A 26,383-nucleotide genomic window follows, 5' to 3' on the forward strand; every position below is an offset into this window, starting at 1 on the left:
ATTCCCTTGCGTTTTTATTTCAAATTCTCCTCAAGCATGTCAAAGATATCGCCCATCTCATCCATTTCAAGGTCTCCCGCACTGAAGTCGCTCGGTGTGAATTCCTTGTCCTCTTTTTCCGTACAATGGCGGATGATCAGGAGGAGATTTTCTTTAAACCGCTCCATTTGTGCTTCGACCGTTGCTCTTTCATATTCCTTCTCATTGTAGGAGCAAGAAAGGACAAAACGTCCGTTTCGGATCATGCCGCTGAAGCTTAAAGCGTACAGGGCTTCTGATTCTTCGCTCACTTGGCGTCCCATATCGAAAGCGGACGGTTCAAAGAAATCCGTTTTCACTTCACTGTCGAATTGGCCTAAATAGTTAAAGCTGATTTCCGGTGTGAAGCCTTGCGCTTCCGCTTGTTCTGTAAAGTAGCGGAGAATGCCGTATCCGACGCCTTTATCCGGAACGCGGCGCAGGTTTTCTTTGACTGCTTTGATGACCGCTGAGACATCTGTTTCAGACATGTCGAGCACAACAGGATATTGTGCCGTAAACCAGCCAACCGTTCTGGAGATGTTCACATTCGGGATGATGTCTTCCCGTCCGTGCCCCTCAAGATTGATGCCGATTTTGACACCGTCTGTCCATTCTTTCATCGTTAATCCGAGCGCACTGAGGAGAATATCATTGATCTCGGTTCCATATGGCTGATGAACATCTGTTAAGAGATGTTTAGTGTCTTCTTCATTTAATTCGCAGATGACGGATGATGTATGTTTGACAATCCGCTCCTCTGTTTCATCATCCTTCGGTACAGCAGAAACCTCTTCAGCGTCAATTTGCGCCCAATATTCAGCCTGCTGCAAAAGGTGTGCTGATTGGCTGAATGCCGCCAATTCTTCCGCCCAATCCTTGAAGGAGTTCGTTTTTTGCGGGAAGACGATTTTCTCTTCGTTCTCAGCCTGCACGTAGCCTGATGCAAAGTCCTCAAGTAAAATCCGCCATGATACGCCGTCGACCACGAGATGGTGTACAGCGATGAGCAGGTGATCCCCCGCTTCCGTGCGGTACAGCTCCCCTTTCAGAAGCGGACCGTTTTGCAGGTCGAGACTGCTTTGCAGACTGTCAGCGAGAACCTTAATCTGGTTTTTCAGCATATCTTCATCTGAGCCGTACAGATCAACGATTTCGAAGCTGACCTCGCATTCGTCTATCCGTTTATACGCTTGAATGATGTCGCCGTTTTCTTCACGGTAGACCATGCGCAGCGTGTCATGATGCTCAATCAGTGCCTGCAATGTCTTTTCAACCCGTTCAGGATCGAAACCCTTCGCAGAATGAAGCATGACCGACTGATTCCAGTGGTGTTTGTTCGTGAAATTCTTTTCAAAGAACCAGCGCTGAATCGGCGTCAGGATAACTTCGCCCTCCACCGGGCCTTGGTTTGCCTGTTTGCCTTCGGCACGCTCCACGTATTGTGTCAGTTCTTCAATCGTCGGGTGCTGGAAGAGATCCTTCATTTCCAGCTTCCAGCCGTGCTGGTTCAAGCGGCTCGCCATCTGGATTCCTTTAATAGAATCTCCGCCGAGCGAGAAGAAATTGTCGCCGACACCGACTTCAGAAATACCGAGCACGTCCTGCCAAATGCCGGCAAGCAGCTCTTCCATGTCGGTGGACGGTGCTTTGTATTCTCCGCTTCCTGCTTCGATGTCCGGCTCCGGAAGTGCTTTGCGGTCTACTTTTCCGTTTGCGGTAACCGGAAGCTCGTTTAATGTCACCCAGAACGCCGGGATCATGTAGTCTGGCAGAGTTTCCTTGAGCGCCGACTTCAGCGCTTCTATGTCAGCTGTTTCCGGTGTGACATACGCCGCGATCGCTGTATTGCCGCCTTTATCTTTTACAGCTGTCACTGCCGCATCCTGCACCTCAGAAAGCTGGGCCAGCTGCACTTCAATTTCTGACAGCTCGATTCGGTAGCCGCGGACTTTGACCTGCTGGTCGATCCGGCCGATGTATTCGATGCCGCCGCCCGTCCATTTCACCAAATCGCCTGTTTTGTACATGCGTTCACCCGGGACGAACGGATCGGCGACAAACCGCTTCGCGGTTTCGTCTTCCCTGTTCAGATAGCCGCGCGCCAGTCCGCGTCCCGCCACACAAAGCTCTCCGGCCACGCCCTCCGGCTGAACCTGATGGCTTTCGCTGAGAATGTACACTCTCGTATTGGCGATCGCGCGCCCGATGGAAAGCGAGCCTTCCTCCGGATTGATTTCTGTGCTCGTCGCAACGACCGTGTTTTCGGTCGGCCCGTAGTTGTTGACAATCGTGTACGGCTGCTTAACCGCACGCTTCAGCTTGTCCCCTCCGGTCAAAAGCACGCGGAGTGACGTGTTCTCAAGCTCCATGAACTGTTCCGCCAGCTGTGTCGGCAGGAACGTGATTGTGACGTTATGCGTTTCGAAATAGTCATTCAGGCGGGTGATATCAAGGCGAATCGCTTCATCAATGACATGAAGCTCGGCGCCGATCGTCCAGGTCGGGAACATCTCCCAAATGGAAGCGTCGAACCCGAAGCCCGCGTACTTCGCACTGCGGTCCTCCGCCGTCATGCCGAACGCGTCATGATGCCAGAAGCACAGGTTCACAAGCGCATGGTGCTCGATCATAACACCCTTCGGCTGTCCGGTTGTTCCTGACGTATAAATCATATAAGCAAGGTGATCCGCGGTTGTGTCGGTCTGCGGATTTTCCTCATCGTTTTCATCAAGCGGCAGACTCAGGATCGTGCGGTTGCCGTCAAGAAGAATGACCTCGCCCGTGTAGCTGTCCGGCACTGTGATGCCTTCCTGTTTCAAGAGAAGCGTCGCGCCGCTGTCCTGTAGGATATATTCAATCCGCTGATCCGGATAGTCAGGGTCAATCGGCACAAATGCCGCTCCTGCCTTCAGGACACCGAGCACCGCAGCGGACATTTCAAGCGACGGCTTCGTGAGAATGCCGACGCGCTCATCCGCGCCGATGCCGCAGTCAATCAGAATCCGCGCCAGACGGTTTGCCTTCGCATTCAGCTCACCGTACGTCCATGATTGCCCGTTATACGTAACAGCCGGTTGGTCTTTGTGGCGCTGAGCCGTTTCTTCAAACAGCTGATGAACCGTTTTGTCTGTCGGCACAGGCAGTGTTTTCCCTCTCCATGCCTCCAGAAGCGTTTGTTTTTCTGTTTCGTTGACGAGTGACAGGCCGGAAAGCGGCTGGTTTGGATTTTCCGCCACAGCCCGCAATAATCGCAGGACGTATTCGCTCCATTGCTCAGCAGTTTCTCTTGAGAATAAGTCAGTCGCATATTCCAGCTGCAGACCGATGCCGTTTTCGTCAGCGAAACCGCCTAATGTGAGGTCAAACTTGGATGTTCCTTGATGTGCCTCATAAGGTGAAATCGTGAGATCTTGCAGCTCAAGCTGTTCTTTATCAGGGTTTTCTGTCGTAACCATCACGTTAAACAAAGGATTCCGGCTCATATCCCGAGGGAGGTCTAACTGGTTGACCAAGTCTTCAAACGGATACTCCTGATGCTCAAGTGCTGACAGATTTGTCTCCTTCGCTTGCTCCAGAAGCTCTGCAAACGTCTGCTCTTCCCTTGCTTCCATTCTCAGTGCGAGCGTATTGACGAACATCCCCGGCATGTTTTGCACGTCGGCATTCGTGCGGCCTGCTGTAACCGAGCCGATCACGATATCCCGCTGTCCGGAGATTTTGCTTAAAAAGACATGGAAGACGGTGTGAAGCACCATATGCAAAGTCGTTCCCGTTTCTGCTAGCAGTTTCTCAATCGCCTTTGCCGTTCCGCTTTCCGTACGGAAACGGACGGTATCCCCTTCAAAGCTTTGAACAGGCGGTCGGGTGTAATCGAGCGGAAGGTCAAGCTCCGGCAGTTCGCCTGAGAGAACTGAAAGCCAGTATTGCTCATGCTCCTTCATCCGTTCTTTCTGTCCGGCTTCATTTTGCCAAACAGCGAAATCTTTATAATGAAGCTTCGGCTCCGGAAGCTGTTCGCCTTTATAAAGCAGTGCCAATTCTTTAACAAAAATACCTCTTGATACACCATCCGCGATAATATGATGCATATCCAATAGAAGCAGATGTTTTTGGTCTGCGATTCGGAGTAATGCCGCGCGAATGAGCGGAGCGCCGCTTAAGTCGAATGGCCGGATAAATTCTTTAATCTTCTGTTCCGCCTCGCCCTCTTCTGCATCAAACACGTGAAGATCAATTGAAGCCTCCTCAACAATGCGCTGGACAGGCTCTCCGTCTGCTTCCGTAAATGACGTGCGCAATGATTCATGACGGTTTACGAGCTGGTTGAGTGATTCCCGCAGGCGCGAAATATGAAGCTCGCCTTCCATAAGAAGAACCGATGGCATATTATAGCTGATCGTCTGCCGGTCAAGCTGATTGAGCACGTACATCCGTTTCTGCGCGGATGACAATGGATACACATCCTGTTTGTCAGCAGGCTTCAGCATGTGATAGCCGCCTGATGCTGCCGATTCCTCCATATAAGCCGCCAGCTGGCGTACAGTCGGTTGCTCGAACAGCGCTTTAAGCGGCACGGTTTTCTCCAATTCTGCCTGTATATTGGCGATGAGCATCATTCCTTTTAGTGAATGGCCGCCTAAATCGAAGAAGTTGTCATCGATTCCGATCGCTTCAATGCCGAGTGTTTTCTGCCAGATGCGGCAAAGGCTTTCTTCAAGCGCTGTTTCCGGAGCAGCTGACGCTTCATATCCGGATTGCGCTGCGTTCGGCTTCGGCAATGCGTTTCTGTCGGTTTTCCCATTTGCCGTGAGCGGGATAGCGTCCACCTGCACAAAGAAGGCAGGGATCATATGAGACGGCAGTATTTGTGAAAGCTGTTTCCGGAGCTCTGCTTTTTCAATGGCTTGATCCGACGTATAATACGCGCAAAGCTCCTGAAGCCCGCCCTCAGAAACCGCAAGCACAACCGCTTCCTGAACTTCGCTGAGGCTGAGCATGATCGTTTCAATTTCTTTCGGCTCTATGCGGTAGCCGCGGATTTTCACCTGATCATCAGCCCGGCCGATAAATTCAATCGTGCCGTCAGCCAGTCTCCGGACGACATCTCCGGTCTTGTACATCAGGCTGCCCGGCGCATACGGGTTTTCCACAAATTTCTCGGATGTGAGCTGAGGACGGCTGAGATATCCTCTGGCAAGCCCCTGCCCCGTGATATATAGCTGGCCGCTTGCTCCCGAAGGCACAAGCTTCAATGATTCATTTAAGACAAGTGCGCCGGTATTGGCAATCGGCCGTCCGATTGTCGGCCGTTTCGCGAATGTGTCAGGTTCACTCAGGTCAACCCGTCCGGCAATGGCGCCGATCGTTGCTTCGGTCGGACCGTAGTGATTGATAAATTCGGTATGCTGATATACCTTGCTGAAAGCTAAAACATCAGCCGGAATGATCTTTTCTCCTCCCAACACAATCAAGCGCAGGGATTCAAAGTGCGGCTCCTTTGTAAAGCTGGCTGTGTTCACCATCGTATGGAACAGGGACGGTGTCAGCTTGATATACGTGATGCCGTGCTCCTTGATATAACGGCCAATCTGATCGGGCGCCGTATATGTTTCTTTCGGCACAATGTGAAGCTCACCGCCTGCTTGAAGCACAGGGAAAATGCTTGTATACCCCAAGTCGAATGCGTAAGACGAAAGCAAGACAGACTTATCCGTTTCAGCCAGCCCTGCCTCTTTGCTAAACCAAGAAACATAGTTTGTCAGATTGCGATGCTCAATCTGCACACCCTTCGGCTTCCCGGTCGTGCCGGATGTGTAAATGATATATGCAAGATTCTTAGGCCCAGAAATCGGTTCCGGACGCTCCTTGCTTTCGTTCCGCCAATCCGCTTGATCGATGTTGATGACGGTTCCTTGATATTGCCCTATGGCAGTCATATTTCTTTCATTCACGACTGTAAATCTCGCACCGCTGTCTTCTAATGAATAGCGGATTCGTTCCTCAGGCGTATCTGGATCAATCGGAAGGAAAGCTGCTCCCGCCTTCATGACACCAAGAACAGCTGTCATTAGGTCAGCTGAACGATCCATGACGACGGCTACGATGTCTTCACTTCCTGCCCCGTGCGCGCGCAAATGATGCGCCAGCTGGTTCGCCTGTTCATCGAGTTCACGATAGCTCAGCTGGTTTCCGCCAGAAATCACAGCCGGATGATCAGGTGTTTGCTGCACCTGTTTTTCGAAAAGTGACGCAAACGTGTCATTGCCAGAATGAGTGGTTTGTTTTTTCTCTTCAAGCAAAGCTGCCGTTTCAACTGGTGAAAGAATCTCCAAATCAGACAGCCGTACGTTCGGATTAACCGCAGCTGCTTTGATCAAATTGACGAAGTGGCTGCTCCAGCGGCGGATCGTCTCGTCTTTAAACAAGGCAGTTGCGTAGTCAAAGCTTAAACTGATTTCTTCTTCCCGTTCGACAGCTTCCAAGGACAGATCAAATTTCGCCACGTGATGAAGCATGGAATAGGAAGAAATCTTCAAATCTCCTAATTTCAAAGAAGGAATCTCCATGTTCTGCATGTTGAACATGACGCTGAACAGCGGGCTTCGGCTTGTGTCCCTTGTGAGCGGCAGTTTTTCAATCAGTTCCTCAAGCGGATAGCTTTGGTGCTCGAATGCTTGCAGACTGACCGTTTTGACTTCGTCTAGGAATTGTGCAAAGGTTTTATCCCCCGCAGGCGCTGTCCGTAATGCCACCGTGTTGACAAACATACCCGGCACACCTTGCAGATCAGGATGCGTTCTGCCCGCAGTCGGTGAGCCGACGATGATGTCATCCTGTGACGCGTACTTAGAGAGCAGTACATGAAATGCGGCTAAAAGGAACATGTACATTGTTGTGTCTGTTTCTGACAGCAGCGATTTGATTTGAGCTGTGATTTGTTTATCCAGCCCGAACATGACGCGCTCCCCGGAAAAGCTCCGTTCTGCAGGCCGCGGGAAATCCGCCGGAAGATCAAGAACCGGCAGCTCGCCTTTAAACGTATCCAGCCAGTATGCTTCATCCTTTTGATGATCCGCATGTTCTTTTTGCCAGACAGCGTAATCTTTATAGTGAATCTGCGGGAGCTCCAGATCTGCGCCTTGATAGATTTTGGCGAGATCGCCGATGAGAATGCCTGTCGAGCTGCCGTCTGTAATGATATGGTGCATATCAATGAGCAGCAGATGGCGTTCTTCTTCAAGCTGGATAAGCTTCGAACGGACGAGCGGCGCGCGGTTTAACTCAAACGGCTGAATAAACGATTTGATCAGCTCTTCCGCGTCTTCTTCCCGTCCCTTGGCAGCCTCCAGCTGGAACGATATGTTTTTATGAACGGTCTGTACGACTTCTCCGTCTATCATGTCAAACGACGTACGGAGAATTTCGTGCCGGCTGATTAATTGCTGAATCGCATGTTCAAGCCGGTCTTTGTTTACTTCTCCCTCCAGCAAAAGTACAGCAGGGACGTTGTAGCTTGTGCTTGCTTGTCCAAGCTGATTGAGGATGTACATTCTCCGCTGGGCCGGGGAAACAGGATAATGCTGCTGATAAGGTGCTTGCCTGATCGGTTCAAACGTCTGCTCCTCCTTGCTTTCGCTCTCTTCCAAATACAGTGCCAGTTCTTGAATGGTCGGCTTTTCAAAAAGCACTTTAATCGGTACTTCCTTGTGGAAATGCTCTTGAATTTTCGCAGTCATCATCATGGCTTTCAGAGAATGTCCGCCGATCATAAAGAAGTTATCTGTAACGCCTGCTTTAACGCCGAGTATCCCTTCCCAAATCTTCGCTAATTTCTTTTCACTCTCTGTTTTGGGTGCTGCATATTCAGACTGCACAGCGTCTGATTGAGGCGCAGGCAGTTCTTTTTTATTGATTTTTCCGTTTGGCGTGAGCGGCAGGCTGTCCATCTGGATCAAATGGGCAGGAACCATATAGTCAGGCAATGATTGAGACAGCGTTTTTCTCAGCCCGCTCACAGACACTTCGCGATCCGCTGTAAAGTACGCGCAGATTTCATTTTCATCCGCTTTGTTTTTGCGAATGATCACGGCAGCCTCTGTCACATGTTCGGCCATGTTCAATTTGGTTTCGATCTCCCCAAGCTCAATCCGGAACCCGCGCACCTTCACCTGGTTATCAATTCTTCCTAAAAACTCGATATTCCCGTCCGGAAGCCATCTCGCCAAGTCGCCAGTTCGATACATTTTTTCACCCGGTCTGAATGGATCTTCGAGAAATTGCTTCTTCGTCAGCTCTGGGAGGTTGACGTAGCCCCGTGCCACGCCGCTTCCCCCGACACACAGTTCACCGGGCGCGCCGATGGGCTGCAGGCGCTGCTGCTCATCCATGATGTATGCAGTGGAATTTCCGATTGGCTTCCCGATTGGAATTGAACCGCTGTACTCGCGATCAATCAGAAAGCTTGTAGAAAATGTCGTATTTTCTGTCGGGCCGTACCCGTTCCACAGAGAAAGCGACGGCGATGCCTGTTTCACTTTACTTACAATATGCGGCACGAGCGCGTCTCCGCCGATGATTAAATGGCGCAGTGTGCCGAACATGCCGGCATCCTTTGCAGCCAGCTGGTTGAATAATGGCGAGGTCAGCCACATCGTCGTAATTCTCTGCTCACGGAGGAACGCTGAAAACCGTGTCGCGTCAAGCAGTGTCTCTTTTTTCACCGGATAAAGCGCAGCGCCGTTCAGCAGCGCGCCAAATACCTCAAATGTACCGGCATCAAAGCTGACAGCTCCCGTTTGCGCCATGCGGTCTTCTTCATGAACAGGAACGTATCCTGCATTTTTAACGAGACGCAGAATGCTTTTATGTTCGATCATGACGCCTTTCGGTTTTCCGGTCGAACCTGACGTGTACATGATGTAAGCCAGGTCAGACGGATCCGCGGGCAGATTCAGATTGTCTGCCGTTTCATTCCCTTCAAAGACGCCTTCCAGCGGGAGAACCGGTACTTGCAGCTGATTTGCCTGTTTTGTATATGCCTCTCCAGCTAAAGCGATCCGAATCGAGCTGTCCTCCGCCATGAAACGGAGCCGATACTCCGGAAGTGCGGGATCAAGCGGCACATATGCGGCGCCTGCTTTTAAAACAGCCAGCATGGCGGCAACAGTGTCTGCCGAACGGTCATTCATAATGGCTGCTGTTTCACCCTTTTGCAGACCTTGCCCAATGAGCTTTCTCGCCAGGCGGTTCGCCGCTTCGTTCAGCTCGCGGTATGTCAGCTCGGCTCCTTCACATACGAGGGCAGTACTTGCCGGTGTCCGCTTTGCTTGTTCTTCAAATACTTGATGAACAGCCATTCCTTCAGGGAGTTCTGATGAAGTGCTGTTAAAGGTCTCCACAATTTGCCGCTGCTCTTCTTCTCCCACAAGCCCGTGCTCACGCACAAAGGCGTCCGGCCGCTCAACAGCGGCTGTCATCATGCGGGTGAGATGTCCTGCTGTCCGTTCAATAAAAGCAGAATCAAATGCAGCGCTGTTATATTTGATTTTGACGGTCCAGGTTTTACCCGGGTAAACAATGAGGTTGAAATCAAAGCTTGTTTGTTCAAATGCGCTCTTAACCTTGATAGAGAACCCGAGCCTGTCTTCCATGCTGCCGTTTTCAAGCTCTTGATCAAGCGGATAATTTTCAAAAGCGACAAGATGGTTCAAAAGACTGCTGTCCAAGGCTGAACGTTTTTGAATCTCGTAAAGCGGCACGTAATCGTAGCGCTCCGCCTCCACCGCATGCTGCTGAACGTCTGTAAAAATATCAGCGAATGTAGACTGCTGATCAACCTTTACACGCACCGGAATGGTATTGATAAAGAGCCCCGCCATTGTTTCAATTCCGTTGATTTCAGACGGCCGTCCCGATACGACCGTGCCGAAGACCACATCATTTGTAAAGTTATATTTGCTGAGGACGATTCCCCAGATCGCCTGAAACAGGTTAGGCCCCGTCACTTGATGGCGGTTCGCCGTTTGCTGAATGCGTGCAACCAGTTCCTCATCCCATGTAAATGAGTATTCTCTGTTCACATACTCTTCTTTTTTCTCGGGCAAGCGGCCCGGGAGCACGCTTGGCTGTTCAAAATCCGCCAAGCGTTCGCTCCAGTAGTCTTCCGCTTCTTCATTATCCTGTTTTCCAAGCCACTTAATATAGTCGGAATATGGCTTACCCTGCCCGTTTGCAGGTGTGCGGCCTGCTCTGAGCGCTTCGTAGTTTTGGAACAGGCTTTTCATCAGCACGCCCATGCTCCAGCCGTCCATCATAATATGGTGATTGCTCCAGACAAGATACAGCTGATCTGCATCAAGGCGGAAAACTGCCACCTTAAACAAAATGTCTTTGGCCAGGTTAAAGCCTTGGCGCTGAACGTCTTGTTTGTAACGCTCGATGTGGTCTTTCTGGCGATCCTCGTCTGCATGACTGATATCTTCATAGTGCACCTTTGTCTTGCGTTCCGCTAACACAACCTGACGCGGCTTTTGCAGCTGCTGGTGCACAAATACCGTACGGAGAATATCGTATGACCGGATCAGTTCATTGACGCTTTTCTCAAAGATTTCTAGATCAAAAACACCTTGAATGCCAAGCTCTAATTGTGTGAAGTAAGAGGAAGAATGCGGATCAAGCATCGCATGATACAGCATTCCTTCCTGCATCGGTGTAAGTGCATACACCTTTTGAATCGATTTTTTGCTCATATGCCACCTCTATTAAAAAATTTCCATTAATTTATCAAGCTCATCCAGCGTCAAATCGTCGTCGCCAAGGTCACTCGGCGTCAGTTCCGTGCCATCTTGAGATAGGCAATGTTCAATGATTCTAAGAAGATGGGCCTTAAAGCTGTCACTGAATGTCTGTATCGTTTTTTCATGAAATTCGAGAGAGTGATAGGCCAGTGACATCGTCAGTTTTCCGTTTTCAATATATCCGACAACATCAAGCGCGTTCGGTTTTTCCGTTTCCGGACTTAATGACTGTCCTGACGGCAGCTCTGATCTCGTGAATAAACCTGCATCCGACATTTCATCGAACTGACCTAAATAGTTAAAGCTGACATCCGGCTGAATGGAGAACGCCACATCTTCTTTATGCTCCGGCGCCGTCAAATAGCGCAAAATTCCGTAGCCCACTCCCTTATTCGGGATATGTCTGATGTCTTCTTTCATTTGCTTCAGCTGATAAGCCAGATCATCCGCGTGCTTCATATCCAGCACCATCGGGAACATACTCGTAAACCAGCCGACTGTCCGGGAAATGGTCAGGCCTTCTACTATATCTTCACGTCCATGCCCCTCTAAATGAACACTCACTTGCTCCTGACCTGTCCACTCCTTCATCGCCAATCCGAATGCCGTCAGCAAAATATCATTCATTTCTGTGTGATAAGCCTCATGCACCTTGGTGGTAAGCTGTTCTGTCTCTTCAGCAGTCAGCGAAAATTCGATTGTCTTTGTATGTTTCATTCGCTGATCACTAGATTCGCGATCCTTCGGAAGCTTCACCGGGACAGTCTGTTCTTCAAGCTGTTTCCAATACTCTTTTTCTTTCAAAAAGGCCTTAGAATTTGCGAAGTCTTGTAATCTCTCCGCATACTCCGCAAACGAATGGGTTTTCTGCGGAAGAACCGGCTCGTTCCCTTGCTCCAGCTGTGTATAAACCGCGGCGAAATCCTCCAGTAAAATCCGCCACGATATACCGTCAACCACTAAGTGGTGAATCACAAGCAGCAAGTGATCTCCGTCTTCTGCTTGGAACAAGCCTGCTTTTAACAAGCCGCCTTCATTCAAATCGATGCTGCTTTGCAGACGCTCCGCTTCTCTCTCTATGCGGTCTTCATGATCTATAGCCTGCCCCTCAAGCTTGGCGATCTCCAAGTGGACAGACACAGCATCAAGCCCTTTATTAAACTGAACGATCTCCCCTTGTTCCTCGCGGTAGACCATGCGCAGCGTGTCATGATGCTCAATCAGTGCCTGCAATGTCTTTTCAACCCGTTCAGGATCGAAGCCCTTCGCAGAATGAAGCATGACCGACTGATTCCAATGGTGTTTGTTCGTGAAATTCTTTTCAAAGAACCAGCGCTGAATCGGCGTCAGGATAACTTCGCCCTCCACCGGGCCTTGGTCTGCCTGTTTGCCTTCGGCACGCTCCACATATTGTGTCAGTTCTTCAATCGTCGGGTGCTGGAAGAGATCCTTCATTTCCAGCTTCCAGCCGTGCTGGTTCAAGCGGCTCGCCATCTGGATGCCTTTAATGGAATCTCCGCCGAGCGAGAAGAAATTGTCGCTGACACCCACTTCAGAAATACCGAGCACGCCCTGCCAAATGCCGGCAAGCAGCTCTTCCATGTCAGTGGACGGCGCTTTGTATTCTCCGCTTCCTGCTTCGATGTCCGGCTCCGGCAGTGCTTTGCGGTCTACTTTTCCGTTTGCGGTAACCGGAAGCTCGTTTAATGTCACCCAGAACGCCGGGATCATATAGTCCGGCAGGGTTTCCTTCAGTGCTGATTTCAGCGCTTCTATGTCAGCTGTTTCCGGTGTGACATACGCCGCGATCGCTGTATTGCCGCCTTTATCTTTTACAGCTGTCACTGCCGCGTCCTGCACCTCAGAAAGCTGGGCCAGCTGCACTTCAATTTCTGACAGCTCGATTCGGTAGCCGCGGACTTTGACCTGCTGGTCGATACGGCCGATGTATTCAATGCCGCCGTTCGTCCATTTCACCAAATCGCCTGTTTTGTACATGCGTTCACCCGGCACGAACGGATCGGGGACAAACCGCTTCGCGGTTTCGTCTTCCCTGTTCAGATAGCCGCGCGCCAGTCCGCGTCCCGCCACACAAAGCTCTCCGGCCACACCCTCCGGCTGAACCTGATGGCTTTCGCTGAGAATGTACACTCTCGTATTGGCGATCGCGCGCCCGATGGAAAGCGAGCCTTCCTCCGGATTGATTTCTGTGCTCGTCGCAACGACGGTGTTTTCGGTTGGCCCGTAGTTGTTGATGAGTTTGTACGGCTGTTTGACCGCACGCTTCAGCTTGTCCCCTCCGGTCAAGAGCACGCGGAGTGACGTGTTCTCTAGCTCCATGAACTGTTCCGCCAGCTGTGTCGGCAGGAAGGTGATTGTGACGTTGTGCGTTTCGAAATAGTCATTCAGGCGGGTGATATCAAGGCGGATCGCTTCATCAATGACATGAAGCTCGGCGCCGATCGTCCAGGTCGGGAACATCTCCCAAATGGAAGCGTCGAACCCGAAGCCCGCGTACTTCGCACTGCGGTCCTCCGCCGTCATGCCGAACGCGTCATGGTGCCAGAAGCACAGATTCACAAGCGCATGATGCTCGATCATAACACCCTTCGGCTGTCCGGTCGTTCCTGACGTGTAAATCATATAAGCAAGGTGATCCGCGGTTGTGTCGGTCTGCGGATTTTCCTCATCGTTTTCATCAAGCGGCAGACTCAGGATTGTGCGGTTGCCGTCAAGAAGAATGACCTCTCCCGTGTAGCTGTCCGGCACTGAGATACCTTCCTGTTTCAAGAGAAGCGTTGCGCCGCTGTCCTGTAGGATATATTCAATCCGCTGATCCGGATAGTCAGGGTCAATCGGCACAAATGCCGCTCCTGCCTTCAGGACACCGAGCACCGCAGCTGACATTTCAAGCGACGGCTTTGTGAGAATGCCGACGCGCTCATCCGCGCTAATGCCGCAGTCAATCAAAATCCGCGCCAGACGGTTCGCCTTCGCATTCAGCTCACCGTACGTCCATGACTGCCCGTTATACGTAACAGCCGGTTGGTCTTTGTGGCGCTGAGCCGTTTCTTCAAACAGCTGATGAACCGTTTTGTCTGTCGGCACAGGCAGTGTTTTTCCTTTCCATGCCTCCAAAAGTGTTTGTTTTTCTGTTTCGTTGACGAGTGACAGGCTGGAAAGCGGCTGGTTTGGATTTTCTGTTACTGCTCCTAAAAGCTGAATCCAGTATTGCTTCCATCGTTCAATCGTTTCCGTTGTAAACAGCGCCGTATTGTATTCAAGAACAAATGTGAGCCCTTCGCCGGTTTCGTCAGCTGTCAGCGTGATATCAAACTTGGCCGTTTTCCGCTCAAACGGATGCGGTTCAAGCTCGACCCCTTTCATCGTTAAATCTTTAATGTTCGCATTTTGCATAGAAAATACTGCGTCAAATAAAGGGTTTCTGCTTGTGTCACGGTGAACCTGAACTTTTCCGATCAGTTCCTCAAGCGGGTAATCCTGCGCTTCAAATGCGCTAAGTGCTGTTTCTTTCACTTCGCCAAGATAATCCGCAAACGTCTTATCGCCCTTCGGATACGTGCGCAGCGCCAGCGTATTGACAAACATGCCGATGACGCGGCTGATGTCTGCTTGAGAGCGTCCGGCTACCGGCGAGCCAACAATGATATCGTTTTGCCCGCTCAATTTTGATAAAAACGCACTGTAAGATGCCAGAAGAACCATATACAATGTGGAATCCGTTTCCTTCGCAAGCTTGCGAAGAGCATCTGCTTTTCTTGCATCTAATGAAAATGCAATCCGGTCTCCCTCAAACGTTTGAACCGCAGGACGGCTGTAATCAGTTGGAAGAGTCAGCACCGGCAGCTCTCCTTCAAGCTCCTTCAGCCAATGCTCCTCTTGCTTCCGGTAAAGCTCGGACTGAATAAACTGCTGCTGCCACACGGCATAATCCTTATATTGAATATGAAGCGGCTCAAGGCTTTCTCCGTCGTACAGCTTCGAGAGTTCATCAATCAGCACGCCGACAGACGCTCCGTCAGAAATAATATGGTGCATATCAAACAGCAGCAGATGCTCAGTTTCTGAAAGCTTGATCAGCCCCATTCTGAACAGCGGCAGCCGGTCAAGTGTGAACGGACGGATAAACTCAGAAACGAGCCGCTCGGTCTCTTCTTCTGGAGCTTCGAAATATGCCATATCAAACGCTGCTTCATCCCAGATTCGCTGCACCGTTTCTCCGTCTTTTATTTCAAAGGTTGTTCTGAAGGCTTCATGGCGCTCCATTAACTGATTCATTACGCATTTGAGCCTTTCAGCATCCAAATGACCCTTCAGGCGCAGAACCGATGGCATGTTGTAGCTTGTGTCCGCTCCTTCAAGCTGCTGAAGCACGTACATCCGTTTTTGCGGAGAAGAAACAGGATAAGTCTCTTGTTTCTTTGCCGGTCTGATACTGATCGCTGTTCCTTTTTCAGCGGCGGCAATAGCCTGCGCTAAGCTTTCAACGGTCGGTGATTGGAAAAGATCCTTCAGAGAAAGCTCGGCGCCCAGTTCCTGATGAATCAAGGCAAGCATCTTCATGCCCGCTAACGAGTGTCCGCCGATATCAAAGAATTGGTCATAGATGCCGATCTGTTCAACCTGAAGCACCTGTGCCCAAATGTCTGCCACTTTTTGTTCTATTTCATTGCGCGGCGCAACATATGAAACACCATTTGAGATGTTGGCGTCAGGAAGCGGAAGCGCCCGACGGTCGATTTTTCCGTTTCCGGTCAGAGGCAGCTCATCCATTTGGATAAATACCGCAGGAATCATGTAAGCCGGCAGATCCTTTGCCGTATGCTCTCTCAGCTCTTGCGCTGTAATTTCACCCTGTCCGACAAAATACGCGCAAAGCAGTTTGTCTCCCGCACCTTGATCGACGGCAAGCACAACGCTCTCCTGCACACGATCGTGGCTTTGCAGCTGGTGCTCAATTTCTCCGAGCTCAATGCGCTGTCCTCGGATTTTCACCTGGTGGTCGATCCTTCCGATAAATTCGATATCGCCATTCGGCAGCCATCTTGCCAAGTCACCTGTTTTATACATGCGTTCGCCTTTTTTAAACGGATGCGGCACAAATTTCTCCTCAGTCAGTTCAGGTCGGTTGTAATAGCCTTTCACGAGGCCCTCCCCGCTGACACACAGTTCTCCGGCGATGCCGGCAGGCTGAACATGTCCCGCGCGGTCAAGAATGTATACTTCCGTATTGCTGACCGGTTTTCCAATCGGAACGGACATCGTGTGCTCATCCAATTCATCAACCGGATGATACGTCGCGAAAACCGTGCTTTCAGATGGGCCGTACATGTGAAGCAGCTTGCCTTTTCCAACGGTCTGCAGCGCTTTTTTCACATGATCTACAGAAGCCCGTTCTCCTCCAAACATAATCTTGCGCAAAGTCGACAAGCATGTCGGATTCAAGTCCACAAGAAGGTGGAACAGAGCTGTCGTGATCATGAGAATGCTGATGTTCTCCCGCTCAATGACACGAGAAAGACGAGCCATGTCCAGAACTGTTTCTTTCGGAACGATGACAAGCTTCGCGCCGTTTAAAAGAGAACCGAACACATCAAACATAAATGCGTCAAATACATAGTTTGAGAGGCCGAGTATCGTATCCTGTTCCGTAATGCTGAGATAATTCGTCTGCTTAACCGTGCGCATAATATTGGCATGTGTCACGATATTCCCCTTTGGCGTTCCTGTCGTTCCGGATGTATACGTCAGGTTGGCCATAGCCGCCGAATCAAACGGCAGAGCGAGGTTTTGCGCATCGTCGTGATAGCTATCATCCTCATCAGCGAGCGCGATGACGCCTTCGAATTCCGCTTTTTCCGCTAACGCCTTTAATTTCTTCTGGGTGAGAAGCACTTTCGCTCCGCTGTCTTGGAAGAAATGCTGCATCCGCTGAATCGGGTGTTCCGGATCAATCGGTACATAAGCCGAACCGGATTTTAATACCGCCAGGATTGACACAATCATATCCATTGACCGTTCACATAGGACGGCCGCTGTCCTGCTTTCGCCTGCTCCCATTGAAAGAATGCCGCGCGCTAAACGGTTGGCCCGTTCATTCAGCTCACGATATGTGAGCGATTGTCCTTCATATTGAAGTGCCGGACGATCCGGCGTTTTGGCAGCCTGCTCCTCAAACAGCTGAACAATCGTTTTGTCTTTCGGATAAGGCGTTCTTTCCGGGTTAAACTGCTGAACTTGTGAAGCGGCTTCCTCTTTAGATAGAAGATTGTATTCAGAAATCTGTTTCTCAGGCTCAGCCGCTACATCTTCAAGCAACCGCGCAAAATGCGTGAGCAGCCTGTCTGCCGTGCTTCGTTTAAACAGTTTGGTGCTGTAGTCTAAATCAAGATCAATGCCTTGGTCCGTTTCTCTTGCCTGAACCGTTACATCAAATTTGGCAATGTTGAAATTGGTCTCATGAATCGACAATGTCAAATCACCGACAGCCGGAATGCCCGCCGTTGCGTTTTGGAGACTGAACATCGTGTCAAACAATGGATGCCTGCTGATATCACGCGGTATATTCAGGTCTTCAACAAGCCATTCAAATGGATAATCCTGATGAGAAAAAGCATTCAGGACCTGCTGGCGCACACGTGTGAGCAGGCTGTTAAAGGTCTCATCCTGCTTCACCTCGCTGCGAATCGCGAGCGTATTGACGAACATGCCGACAATGCCCTCTGTATCAGAATGATGTCTGCCCGCTGAAGGAGTGCCGACAATGATGTCATCCTGCCCGGTATATTTAGACAGGAGCGTATAGTAGGCTGACAGCATGACCATATAAAGTGTGGCTCCATTTTTTTCAGCTAAACGATACAGGCGATTCTTTAACTCCGCATCCAGCTTGATGGAAACCCGGTCTCCTTCAAAGCTTTGGACAGGCGGTCTCGGATAATCGGATAGAAGCTGAAGCACTGGAAGCTCACCCGCAAAGGCTTCCTTCCAATACGCCTGATCCTCCTGGTATCCTTCAGCAGCCTGCGCGCTTTGCCAGACGGCGTAATCTTTATACTGAAGACGGAGCTCAGGAAGCTGTTCACCGCGGTAAATCTGTGCCAGTTCCTCCAAAATAATGCCGATGGAAACACCGTCAGAAATCAAATGGTGCATATCAAACAGAAGCATATGACGGTTTTCTTCAAGCTCCATCAATCCGATTCTCAACAGCGGCGCTTTCGATAAGTCAAACCGGCGGACAAAAGAAGTCATAACCTCCTCATTTGAGCGGCCGCTTCTTTCAATCATCTCGATGTTGAACTGAACACTGTCATGAATTTGCTGTCTCGGCGTACTGCCTTCAAGCACAAATGACGTCCTCAGCGACTCGTGGCGGCTGATTAATCCGTCAAATGCGCGTTCCAGTTTTAGAATGTCTAAAGGCCCCTCTAAAATAGCTGCCGCCGGCATGTTATATCCGACTCCCGCATCTTCGAATTGGCTGACAATATACGTCCGCTGCTGCGCCAAAGAAAGCGGGTAATGTTCCTGTTTTTCAGCTGGCTCAATTGCCGCAAACGTCCTGCCTTCTTTACACTCGGCCGCCTCAGCAAGAGCGGCGATGGTCGGATGCTCAAACACATATTGCAGCGGGATGTCAGCGCCCGTCTCCTTATGAATCTTTGTTAAAAGCGTCATGGCCTTCAATGAATGACCGCCCGTTTCAAAGAAATTGTCAAAGACCCCGGCTTTCTCAACGTTCAGCACATCCTGCCAAATCTCAGCGATTGCTTTTTCCATTTCGTTTCGAGGTGCGGTATAAGCTGTTCCGCTTACCGCTTTTACCTCAAGCGCAAACAGCTTGCGGCGGTCAACTTTACCGCTTGGTGTGAGCGGGATTTCTGTGATTTCTGTGATGTAAGCCGGCACCATATAGTCAGGAAGCTGTTTTGCCGCGTGTTCCCGCAAACGTGCTGGAGCAAATTCGCTTCCCCCCTTTTGCACAACATACGCACAAACCTCAAGATTCCCTTGGTCGTCAGGCCTCGCCAAGACGACAGCTTTGGCAACATCAGGCGCCTGCTGAAGCACGGCTTCAATTTCTCCAAGCTCAATGCGGTATCCGCGAACTTTGACCTGATCATCTTCTCTTCCTAAATATTCGATCGTTCCATCTGGAAGCCAGCGCACCACATCTCCGGTACGATACATGCTGTCACCGGGCACAAACGGGTCTTGTGAAAATTTCTCAGCTGTCAATTCCGGAAGGTTTAAGTAGCCTCGTCCTACACCGTCACCCGCGATATAAAGCTCGCCCGCCACGCCTTCCGGCTGCAGACGGCCTTTTGGATCCAAAATATACAAGCGGTTATTCCCAAGTGCTTTACCGATTGGCACATACGCTGATTGAACTGAACTGTCCGGGTGGACCGGATGAACGGAAGCATCCACACACGTTTCAGTCGGCCCGTACACATTGGTCAAACGAGGAACGGCACCCGCTTCTTTGAACAATGTCAGAAGCTTGTCCGCCACAACAGAAGAAAGACCTTCCCCGCCAATCAGTAAGTGTTTGAGCTTAAGACCAGTCAAATCTCCCGCAGCAATCAGCATTTGCAGATGGGCCGGTGTTCCGTCCGTCGCCTCAATCCCGTATCTGCGGTAATACTCAGCAAGAGCAGCGCCATTCGTCACCGTGTTCTTCGGTACAATATAAAGGGTCTGTCCCAAAAGGAGCGACGCGAAAATCTGTTTCACTGACGCATCAAAGTGGAACGGCGCAAGCAATGCCATCCGCAGGGTCTGACTCTCACTCTGATAAATGGTCTGCTGCAGAGATTCAACCAAATGATGAACCTGGCGATGCTCGATCATCACTCCTTTTGGACGTCCGGTTGTTCCCGACGTATAAATAATGTAGGCAAGATCACCAGCGTTCAGATTGACATCCGAAATAGCATCTGTACCGCCTGCAATCGCCTGATCAAAGTCAATAAGCTCAGCAGATGCACTTGGAGACGCAACCTTCGATTCAGTCAAGACGAAATCCGCACCGCAGTCCTCCAAAATAAATTGGATGCGCTCTGCCGGAAACTCGGGGTCAATCGGCACATAGGCTCCGCCGGCTTTTAAAATCCCCATAATGGCCGTGATCATTCGTTCAGAACGTCCGAGCAAAACGGCAACCGGGCTGTCTGCACGGACACCCTTATCTTTCAGCACACTGGCAATGCGTGATGATTGTTCATGTAACGTTCGATAGGACAATGCTCGATTTTCAAACACAACCGCAGGCTGATCAGCAAGCGATTCAGCCTTTTCTTGAAACAGCGCCGGAATCGTCATGTTCTTGCGGTAATTGACCGGTTCACCGCCAGCCCGCAATAGCAGCCGCTCTTTCTCCGCCTCAGAAATCAGCGTCAATTCATCAATCGTATGATTCGGGTGCGTAAGTGCGTTCTTAAGCAATGTCATCATGCGTTCACAAACAATTTTGATTTCTTCGCGCGTCATTAAATCAGTACGGTAGTCAAAGTCAATTGTAAGTTTCCCAGTATCCCATCGATCCTTCACATGAATCGAAACATCATTTAATCCGCTTCCGCTGAAAATAGGCTCAGTCAAAAAGGCAAGATTTTCTTCTTTCTGCCACTGCATCACCTGATACTCAAGAGAAACGGTAAACAGCTTTGTCACAGAGCTTTTTGTTTCACGAAGATCATTGATGAGAAGATTATACGGGTACTTTTGATGGCGAAGAGTTTTCATTAAATCCTTCATCCGGTCTTTAACAAAATCAAAAAACGCCTGTCCGCCGTCAATGTTTGCCCGAAGCGGAACCGTAGAAACAAACATGCCGAGCATCTGCTTCTCTTTCGCATTTGTCCGGTTGCCCATAAATGTTCCTGTAACCACATCATTCTGGCCGCTGACTCTGTACAAATAGGCGGCAAGCACCGATTGAAATACCGATAAAACGCTGACCTTGTGCTCCTCACAAAAGGATAAAATTTGCTGATGCAGCGCCTCAGGCACATCTTGAGAGAATCTCTCAGCATCTAAACTTCCGCCTGCAGGGGCATTCCGTTTCAGGGAAACGAGTTCAGGCACCTTTTCGAATTGCTTGTTCCAGAACGCTTTATCTTTTTCAAACCGCTTCGATTGAGCATAGTCCTGTTCAGACAAAACATGATCGATAAATGAATGCGAGATTCCTTTTTTTGTTTCTGATCCGCCTGCTAATTCCAAGTAAATGTGCATAATGGCGTTTCCGAGGATGTTCATGGAGATCCCGTCAGAAATCACATGATGAACATTTGCATAAAACCATACTTCATTTTCTTTGATGGTAAACAGGGAAAAACGGAATAAATCACAATCGTACAGAGGCAGAGGTTTTTTCGTTTCCTCCCGGCCCCATTGTGAAATAGATTCTATCGCATTCGGATCTCCGGTGGTGTCAGTATGTTTTATATCAACAGGCCGATACTCGCTTATATATTGAACGGGCTCTCCATTTTCATCGAGACGCAAACGAAGGCGCATTGCGTCATTTCTGCGGACAAACTCTTGAATCGCTTGCTCCACAAGCTTCCAGTCAATTTTTTCAGTTGAAACCAGCTTACCAATCCCCGCAAGATTTGAAATACTCGTATGAGGATAAAATTTTTCTGTATACCAAATTCGTTTTTGAGCATCCGTTAAAGGATAAAAAGTTATTTCCATATTATCTTACCTCCCCTAATCTTCAATAATCTGTAACATGTGCAGGATTATTTCTATTTCGTATCCTTTGACAGCTTTTGAATCTAATGAACTAACTGCTCAAAAAGCCAAAAGTACTACTTCTCAAAAGCGTTGCATCTAAACAAAAAACACAAAGCGACCTAAAAATAGCCAGCCGTAAGCATTGATTGCGGTGTCAGGCACAGGCAGATAAAGACCGCAAGCCCTCTTGCCCTAAAGTGAAACATTTTTGCCTATTTCTTCATTGTTTTCAATATTTTTAACCTTTCTAACGTTCACTTTAAATGAAAAAAATGTTTTTATCACCGAAAAATGGGTGAAAAGTTTCATGCGGGATACCGAAAAGATTCCAGTTTATTCACTGGGATATTTTTGCGGGATGCCGCAATAATTTCCACTAAACATTATTTACAGAAAAATAAAAATTTTTAAAATGCGCTCTCACGCTATTTCCCATTTATTGTTGAAAGCCATTTACAATCTTTACATCCCATATGTTTACCGCGCAAAAACCGAAAAACAGGCAAAAAAAAGACACCCTTAGCCAAGAGCGCCTTACAACGATTCCTTAATGACATTTTTGTCGATATCAATCAATTCCATATAGCCTTTCCCCCACTCATACATGGCATCAAGAATAGGCATCAGGCTTTCTCCTTGCGGGGTCAAGGAATATTCAACCTTCGGCGGGACAACCGGATACACTTCCCTGTGAACAATCATATCCTGCTCAAGCTCTCTCAGCTGATTCACGAGGATCTTCTGCGTAATATCAGGAATCAAAGCTTTCAATTCATTAAAACGTTTTGTGCCTTCTTTTCCCAAATGCCACAAAATGAGCATTTTCCATTTGCCGCCGATCACCGCAAGCGTTAATTCCTTCTCACAATTAAACCTTTTGTCGTCCATCCGGCTCAAAAGAAATCCCCCCTTAGTATCCTTTTTGTATGTTAGATACGTATCATCACTTACTTACTTTTTGGCAGACTCTTTTTCATTATACTCACTCATAAAACCAAGCGAAAGAAATCTGATTGCCTCTTCTCACAGTATCCTCCAAGTAACTAGTTGACTTCAAAGTGCCTACTTCTCAGCTGAAGAGGGAACCTATAGAATGAAAAATAATTCGAATAAGGGAGTGGATCAACAATGGAATTACAGCTGGCATTAGACCTAGTAAATATCCCGGAAGCCATCGAGCTTGTCAAAGAAGTGGAACAATATATCGACGTGGTTGAGATCGGAACACCGGTTGTCATTAATGAAGGCCTTAGAGCCGTTAAAGAAATAAAAGAAACATTTCCGCAATTGAAGGTCCTGGCAGACCTGAAAATCATGGATGCCGGCGGATACGAAATTATGAAAGCGTCGGAAGCTGGGGCTGACATCATCACCGTTTTAGGGGCTACAGACGATGCAACAATTAAAGGCGCAGTAGAAGAAGCCAAAAAACAGAAGAAGAAAATCTTAGTGGACATGATTAACGTGAAAGATATTGAATCCCGTGCGAAAGAAATTGACGCACTCGGTGTTGACTACATCTGCGTCCACACTGGTTATGATCTTCAAGCAGAGGGCAAAAACTCTTTCGAAGAATTAACGACCATCAAAAATACCGTAAAAAACGCAAAAACCGCAATTGCGGGCGGCATCAAACTTGATACACTGCCAGAAGTGATCAAACAAAACCCTGACCTTGTCATTGTTGGGGGCGGAATTACAAGCGCAGCCGATAAAGCAGAAACAGCTTCAAAAATGAAACAGCTTATTGCCCAAGGATAAATAAAATGAAAACGACTGAATACGTAACGGAAATTCTCAATGAATTACACCGTTCAGCGGCTTATATTTCTAATGAAGAAGCTGATCAGCTTGCCGATCACATTCTTTCGTCCAATCAAATTTTCACTGCGGGCGCGGGGCGGTCTGGCCTGATGGCAAAATCCTTCGCGATGAGATTGATGCACATGGGCTTTAACGCTCATATTGCCGGTGAGGTTCTCACTCCGCCGCTCCGCAAAGGAGACCTCGTCATTATCGGCTCAGGATCAGGCGAGACAAAGAGCCTGATCAATACAGCAGCCAAAGCAAAAAGCTTACACGGAATTGTTGCCGCTTTAACCATCAATCCGGATTCGAGCATTGGAAAACAATCGGATCTCATCGTCAAAATGCCTGGCTCTCCTAAAGACCAGTCAAACGGAAGCTATAAAACGATGCAACCAATGGGTTCATTATTTGAGCAAACATTGCTGCTGTTCTATGATGCAATAATTTTAAAACTCATGGAGAAAAAAGGACTCGATTCTGAAACCATGTTCACTTACCACGCAAACCTTGAATAGCGTCACACAGCCGGCCTGGAGATCAGGCCGGTTTTAATATCCCCTAAAATAAAACTTTACACCCAAAAACCCGATAAGTAATATGACCTACAAACAAACAGAGGGAGGAATTATGTTGAAAAAACAAATAAAGCTGAAGCTTGGAACTAAAATTCTCAGCTTGGTCTTCGCAGTTATTCTATTGTTTTCTCTATCAGTCGGCGCCGTAATGCTAAAAGACATTACAAGCAGCATGAAAAAAATGGCCACTGAAAAAGCCAAAGGCGATCTTGCTTTAAGCAGCACGTATATTGATGACGTGATTTTAGGGAACTGGGAGGTAAAAAACGATAAGCTGTATAAAGGCGAGACACAAATAAACGGAAATGAAGAAATTGTTGATCTGCTTGGCAAAAAAACAGGTGATACCGTAACGATTTTCCAAGGAGATACTCGGGTCGCAACCAACGTAATGAAAGACGGCGAAAGAGCTGTCGGCACTCAAGCTTCTGCTGAGGTCACTGACGCTGTTTTAAAAAACGGGAAGCAATTCTACGGACAAGCAGATGTGGCAGGCTCCTCTTATCAAACAGCATATATGCCCTTAAAAGATAAGGAAGGCAACATTATCGGTATGCTGTATACAGGAGCCAATCAAAGCATTTTAGCATCGCTTACCCAATCGCTGTTCACTCAATTCGCTATCGTTCTTGCTGTAGTTATTATTATATCTGTCATCCTTGTTTTGCTTTTCACCAGAAGAATCAACCGGCGGCTGAACGTATTAAAATACGCCTTTGAAAGCGCCGGAAACGGAGATATGACAATAGAAGTTTCAGACAAGTCCGCTGATGAGTTAGCAGAACTGAGTGTCTACTATAATAAGATGAGAATGAAGCTGAATCAGACAATCCAAACGGTACAGCAATCCGCCCTTCAGCTTGCATCAGCCTCTCAGCAGCTTTCAGCCGGAGCAGAAGAAACCAATCAAGCCTCCGAAAAGATCACAGAAGCTGTTCAGCATATTGCAAACGGTTCCAAGCATCAAATCACACGAATCGAAAACAGTGAAAAATCACTGGAGCAAACAACAGCTGACATACGGCATATTTCTTCAAATACTGCTGCCATTGCTGAGAAAGGACAGCTTGCGCAATCAAAAGCAGACATTGGCCAAAATGAAATTTCAAATGTTCAGGCACAAATGGATACCATTCACCATTCGATTGAAAAAAGCGGAGAGATCATTCAGCAGCTGGACGGCCGTTCTAAACAAATTGAACAAATTTTATCCGTTATCACCCAAATTGCCGATCAGACAAACCTGCTTGCTCTTAATGCAGCAATTGAAGCTGCCCGAGCCGGAGAACACGGTAAAGGCTTTGCCGTTGTTGCTGATGAAGTTCGCAAATTAGCAGAGGAATCTCAACGGTCTGTCGGACAGATTTCCAAATTAATCGCTGAGATAAAAAATGATATGACTGAATCTGCGCAGTCTGTTGAACATGTGAAAACAGAAGCTGCTGAAGGTGTAAACATGATTCACCGCACCAGAGACGCATTTAAAGAAATTGCAGCCGCAACAGATGAAATCACTGCGGAAATCAGCGATTTATCAGCATCTGTTACCAACATTTCAGCAAGTACGCAAAAAATCAATGAATCCTTTGCCGCCAATACAACAGACATTAAAGAATCAACAGAGAGTACCCGGCAGGCGGCAGCTTTAACAGAAGAGCAATTTGCCGCAATGGAAGAGATTACTGCAGCCTCAGAAACGTTATCTCAATTGGCTGAAGAGCTTACGAGTATCATAAGTCAATTTAAAATGATTGATCAACCTGAAAACAGCCTATAATCTAGTATCAATATTTCAATTTGATAACGTTATTTTTTTAAAATGAATATTTCGATCTGCTAAAATTACGATTTCTGCAATAAACCTAAGGCAAAACAAAAAATTTTAATCTTTACACCCAGCCCTTTCTGCATTACTCTTGGAGCAGTTTTAAAGTTGCTGACGCGGGAGGTGATCATCACGAATGGACATTATAAAAACTTTACTTCTCGTAATAGTCGTCATAGCAGCTGCAGCTGTTGGCCTGATTAAGGGAGACTTTTTCTCAGACGATCAAAAAACGTCTCAAACAGAAGAATATGACGAAACACTGGCCTTCCCTTCTGAGCGTTATCCTGAGACAGCAAATCATATCAAGGACGCAATAAGTGAGGGGCATTCAGATGTGTGCACCATAGACAGAGACGGAGCTGAGGAACGCCGCGAACAATCATTAAAAGACGTACCTTCCAAAACAGGGTATGACCGAGATGAATGGCCAATGGCCATGTGCAAAGAAGGCGGTGAAGGGGCTTCTGTAGAATATATTTCTCCCGCTGACAATCGCGGCGCAGGCTCCTGGGTCGGGCATCAGCTGACCGATTACCCTGACGGCACAAAGGTTTTATTTACGATTCAGTAAACAGTTAAAAGAG

The 26,383-nt window shown here is 48.5% G+C and carries 7 protein-coding genes; 4 read left to right on the top strand and 3 right to left on the bottom strand.

Annotated features, from left to right (window positions below):
- Positions 1 to 14: 14 nt before the first annotated feature.
- From srfAB to hxlR, 3 genes are all read right to left on the bottom strand, one after another.
- The gene (gene srfAB / locus ACQVGS_RS20150) at positions 15 to 10,769 is read right to left on the bottom strand and encodes a surfactin non-ribosomal peptide synthetase SrfAB (RefSeq protein WP_433961296.1); all 10,755 of its coding nucleotides are present in this window, start codon (positions 10,767 to 10,769) and stop codon (positions 15 to 17) included.
- A 12-nt stretch (positions 10,770 to 10,781) separates the two neighbouring features.
- A complete protein-coding gene (gene srfAA, locus ACQVGS_RS20155; RefSeq protein ID WP_491830487.1) occupies positions 10,782 to 21,545 on the bottom strand; it encodes a surfactin non-ribosomal peptide synthetase SrfAA in 10,764 nt (3,587 codons plus the stop codon).
- Between the two features lie 576 nt (positions 21,546 to 22,121).
- Entirely contained in the window at positions 22,122 to 22,484 is a 363-nt protein-coding gene (gene hxlR / locus ACQVGS_RS20160) for a transcriptional activator HxlR (RefSeq protein WP_003241118.1), read from the bottom strand.
- A gap of 231 nt (positions 22,485 to 22,715) precedes the next feature.
- Here hxlR and hxlA point away from each other — a divergent pair, with 231 nt between their 5' ends.
- From hxlA to nucA, 4 genes are all read left to right on the top strand, one after another.
- A complete protein-coding gene (gene hxlA / locus ACQVGS_RS20165; protein ID WP_003224929.1) occupies positions 22,716 to 23,348 on the top strand; it encodes a 3-hexulose-6-phosphate synthase in 633 nt (210 codons plus the stop codon).
- A gap of 5 nt (positions 23,349 to 23,353) precedes the next feature.
- Positions 23,354 to 23,911: a 6-phospho-3-hexuloisomerase gene (gene hxlB, locus ACQVGS_RS20170; RefSeq protein WP_101863966.1), complete on the top strand. Its 558-nt coding sequence runs from the start codon at positions 23,354 to 23,356 to the stop codon at positions 23,909 to 23,911.
- Between the two features lie 112 nt (positions 23,912 to 24,023).
- The gene (gene tlpC / locus ACQVGS_RS20175) at positions 24,024 to 25,748 is read left to right on the top strand and encodes a methyl-accepting chemotaxis protein TlpC (protein WP_404506043.1); all 1,725 of its coding nucleotides are present in this window, start codon (positions 24,024 to 24,026) and stop codon (positions 25,746 to 25,748) included.
- Positions 25,749 to 25,932: 184 nt separating this feature from the next.
- A complete protein-coding gene (nucA, locus tag ACQVGS_RS20180; RefSeq protein ID WP_024120178.1) occupies positions 25,933 to 26,370 on the top strand; it encodes a DNA-entry nuclease in 438 nt (145 codons plus the stop codon).
- The last annotated feature ends 13 nt before the right edge of the window (positions 26,371 to 26,383 follow it).

It is taken from the genome of Bacillus sp. SD127, assembly GCF_058566445.1.

Excerpts from the sequence above, each read along its gene's own strand:
- srfAB (WP_433961296.1), bottom strand. The coding sequence starts at position 10,769 with ATGAGCAAAAAATCGATTCAAAAGGTGTATGCACTTACACCGATGCAG.
- srfAA (WP_491830487.1), bottom strand. The coding sequence starts at position 21,545 with ATGGAAATAACTTTTTATCCTTTAACGGATGCTCAAAAACGAATTTGG.
- hxlA (WP_003224929.1), top strand. The coding sequence starts at position 22,716 with ATGGAATTACAGCTGGCATTAGACCTAGTAAATATCCCGGAAGCCATC.
- nucA (WP_024120178.1), top strand. The coding sequence starts at position 25,933 with ATGGACATTATAAAAACTTTACTTCTCGTAATAGTCGTCATAGCAGCT.
- hxlB (WP_101863966.1), top strand. The coding sequence starts at position 23,354 with ATGAAAACGACTGAATACGTAACGGAAATTCTCAATGAATTACACCGT.
- tlpC (WP_404506043.1), top strand. The coding sequence starts at position 24,024 with ATGTTGAAAAAACAAATAAAGCTGAAGCTTGGAACTAAAATTCTCAGC.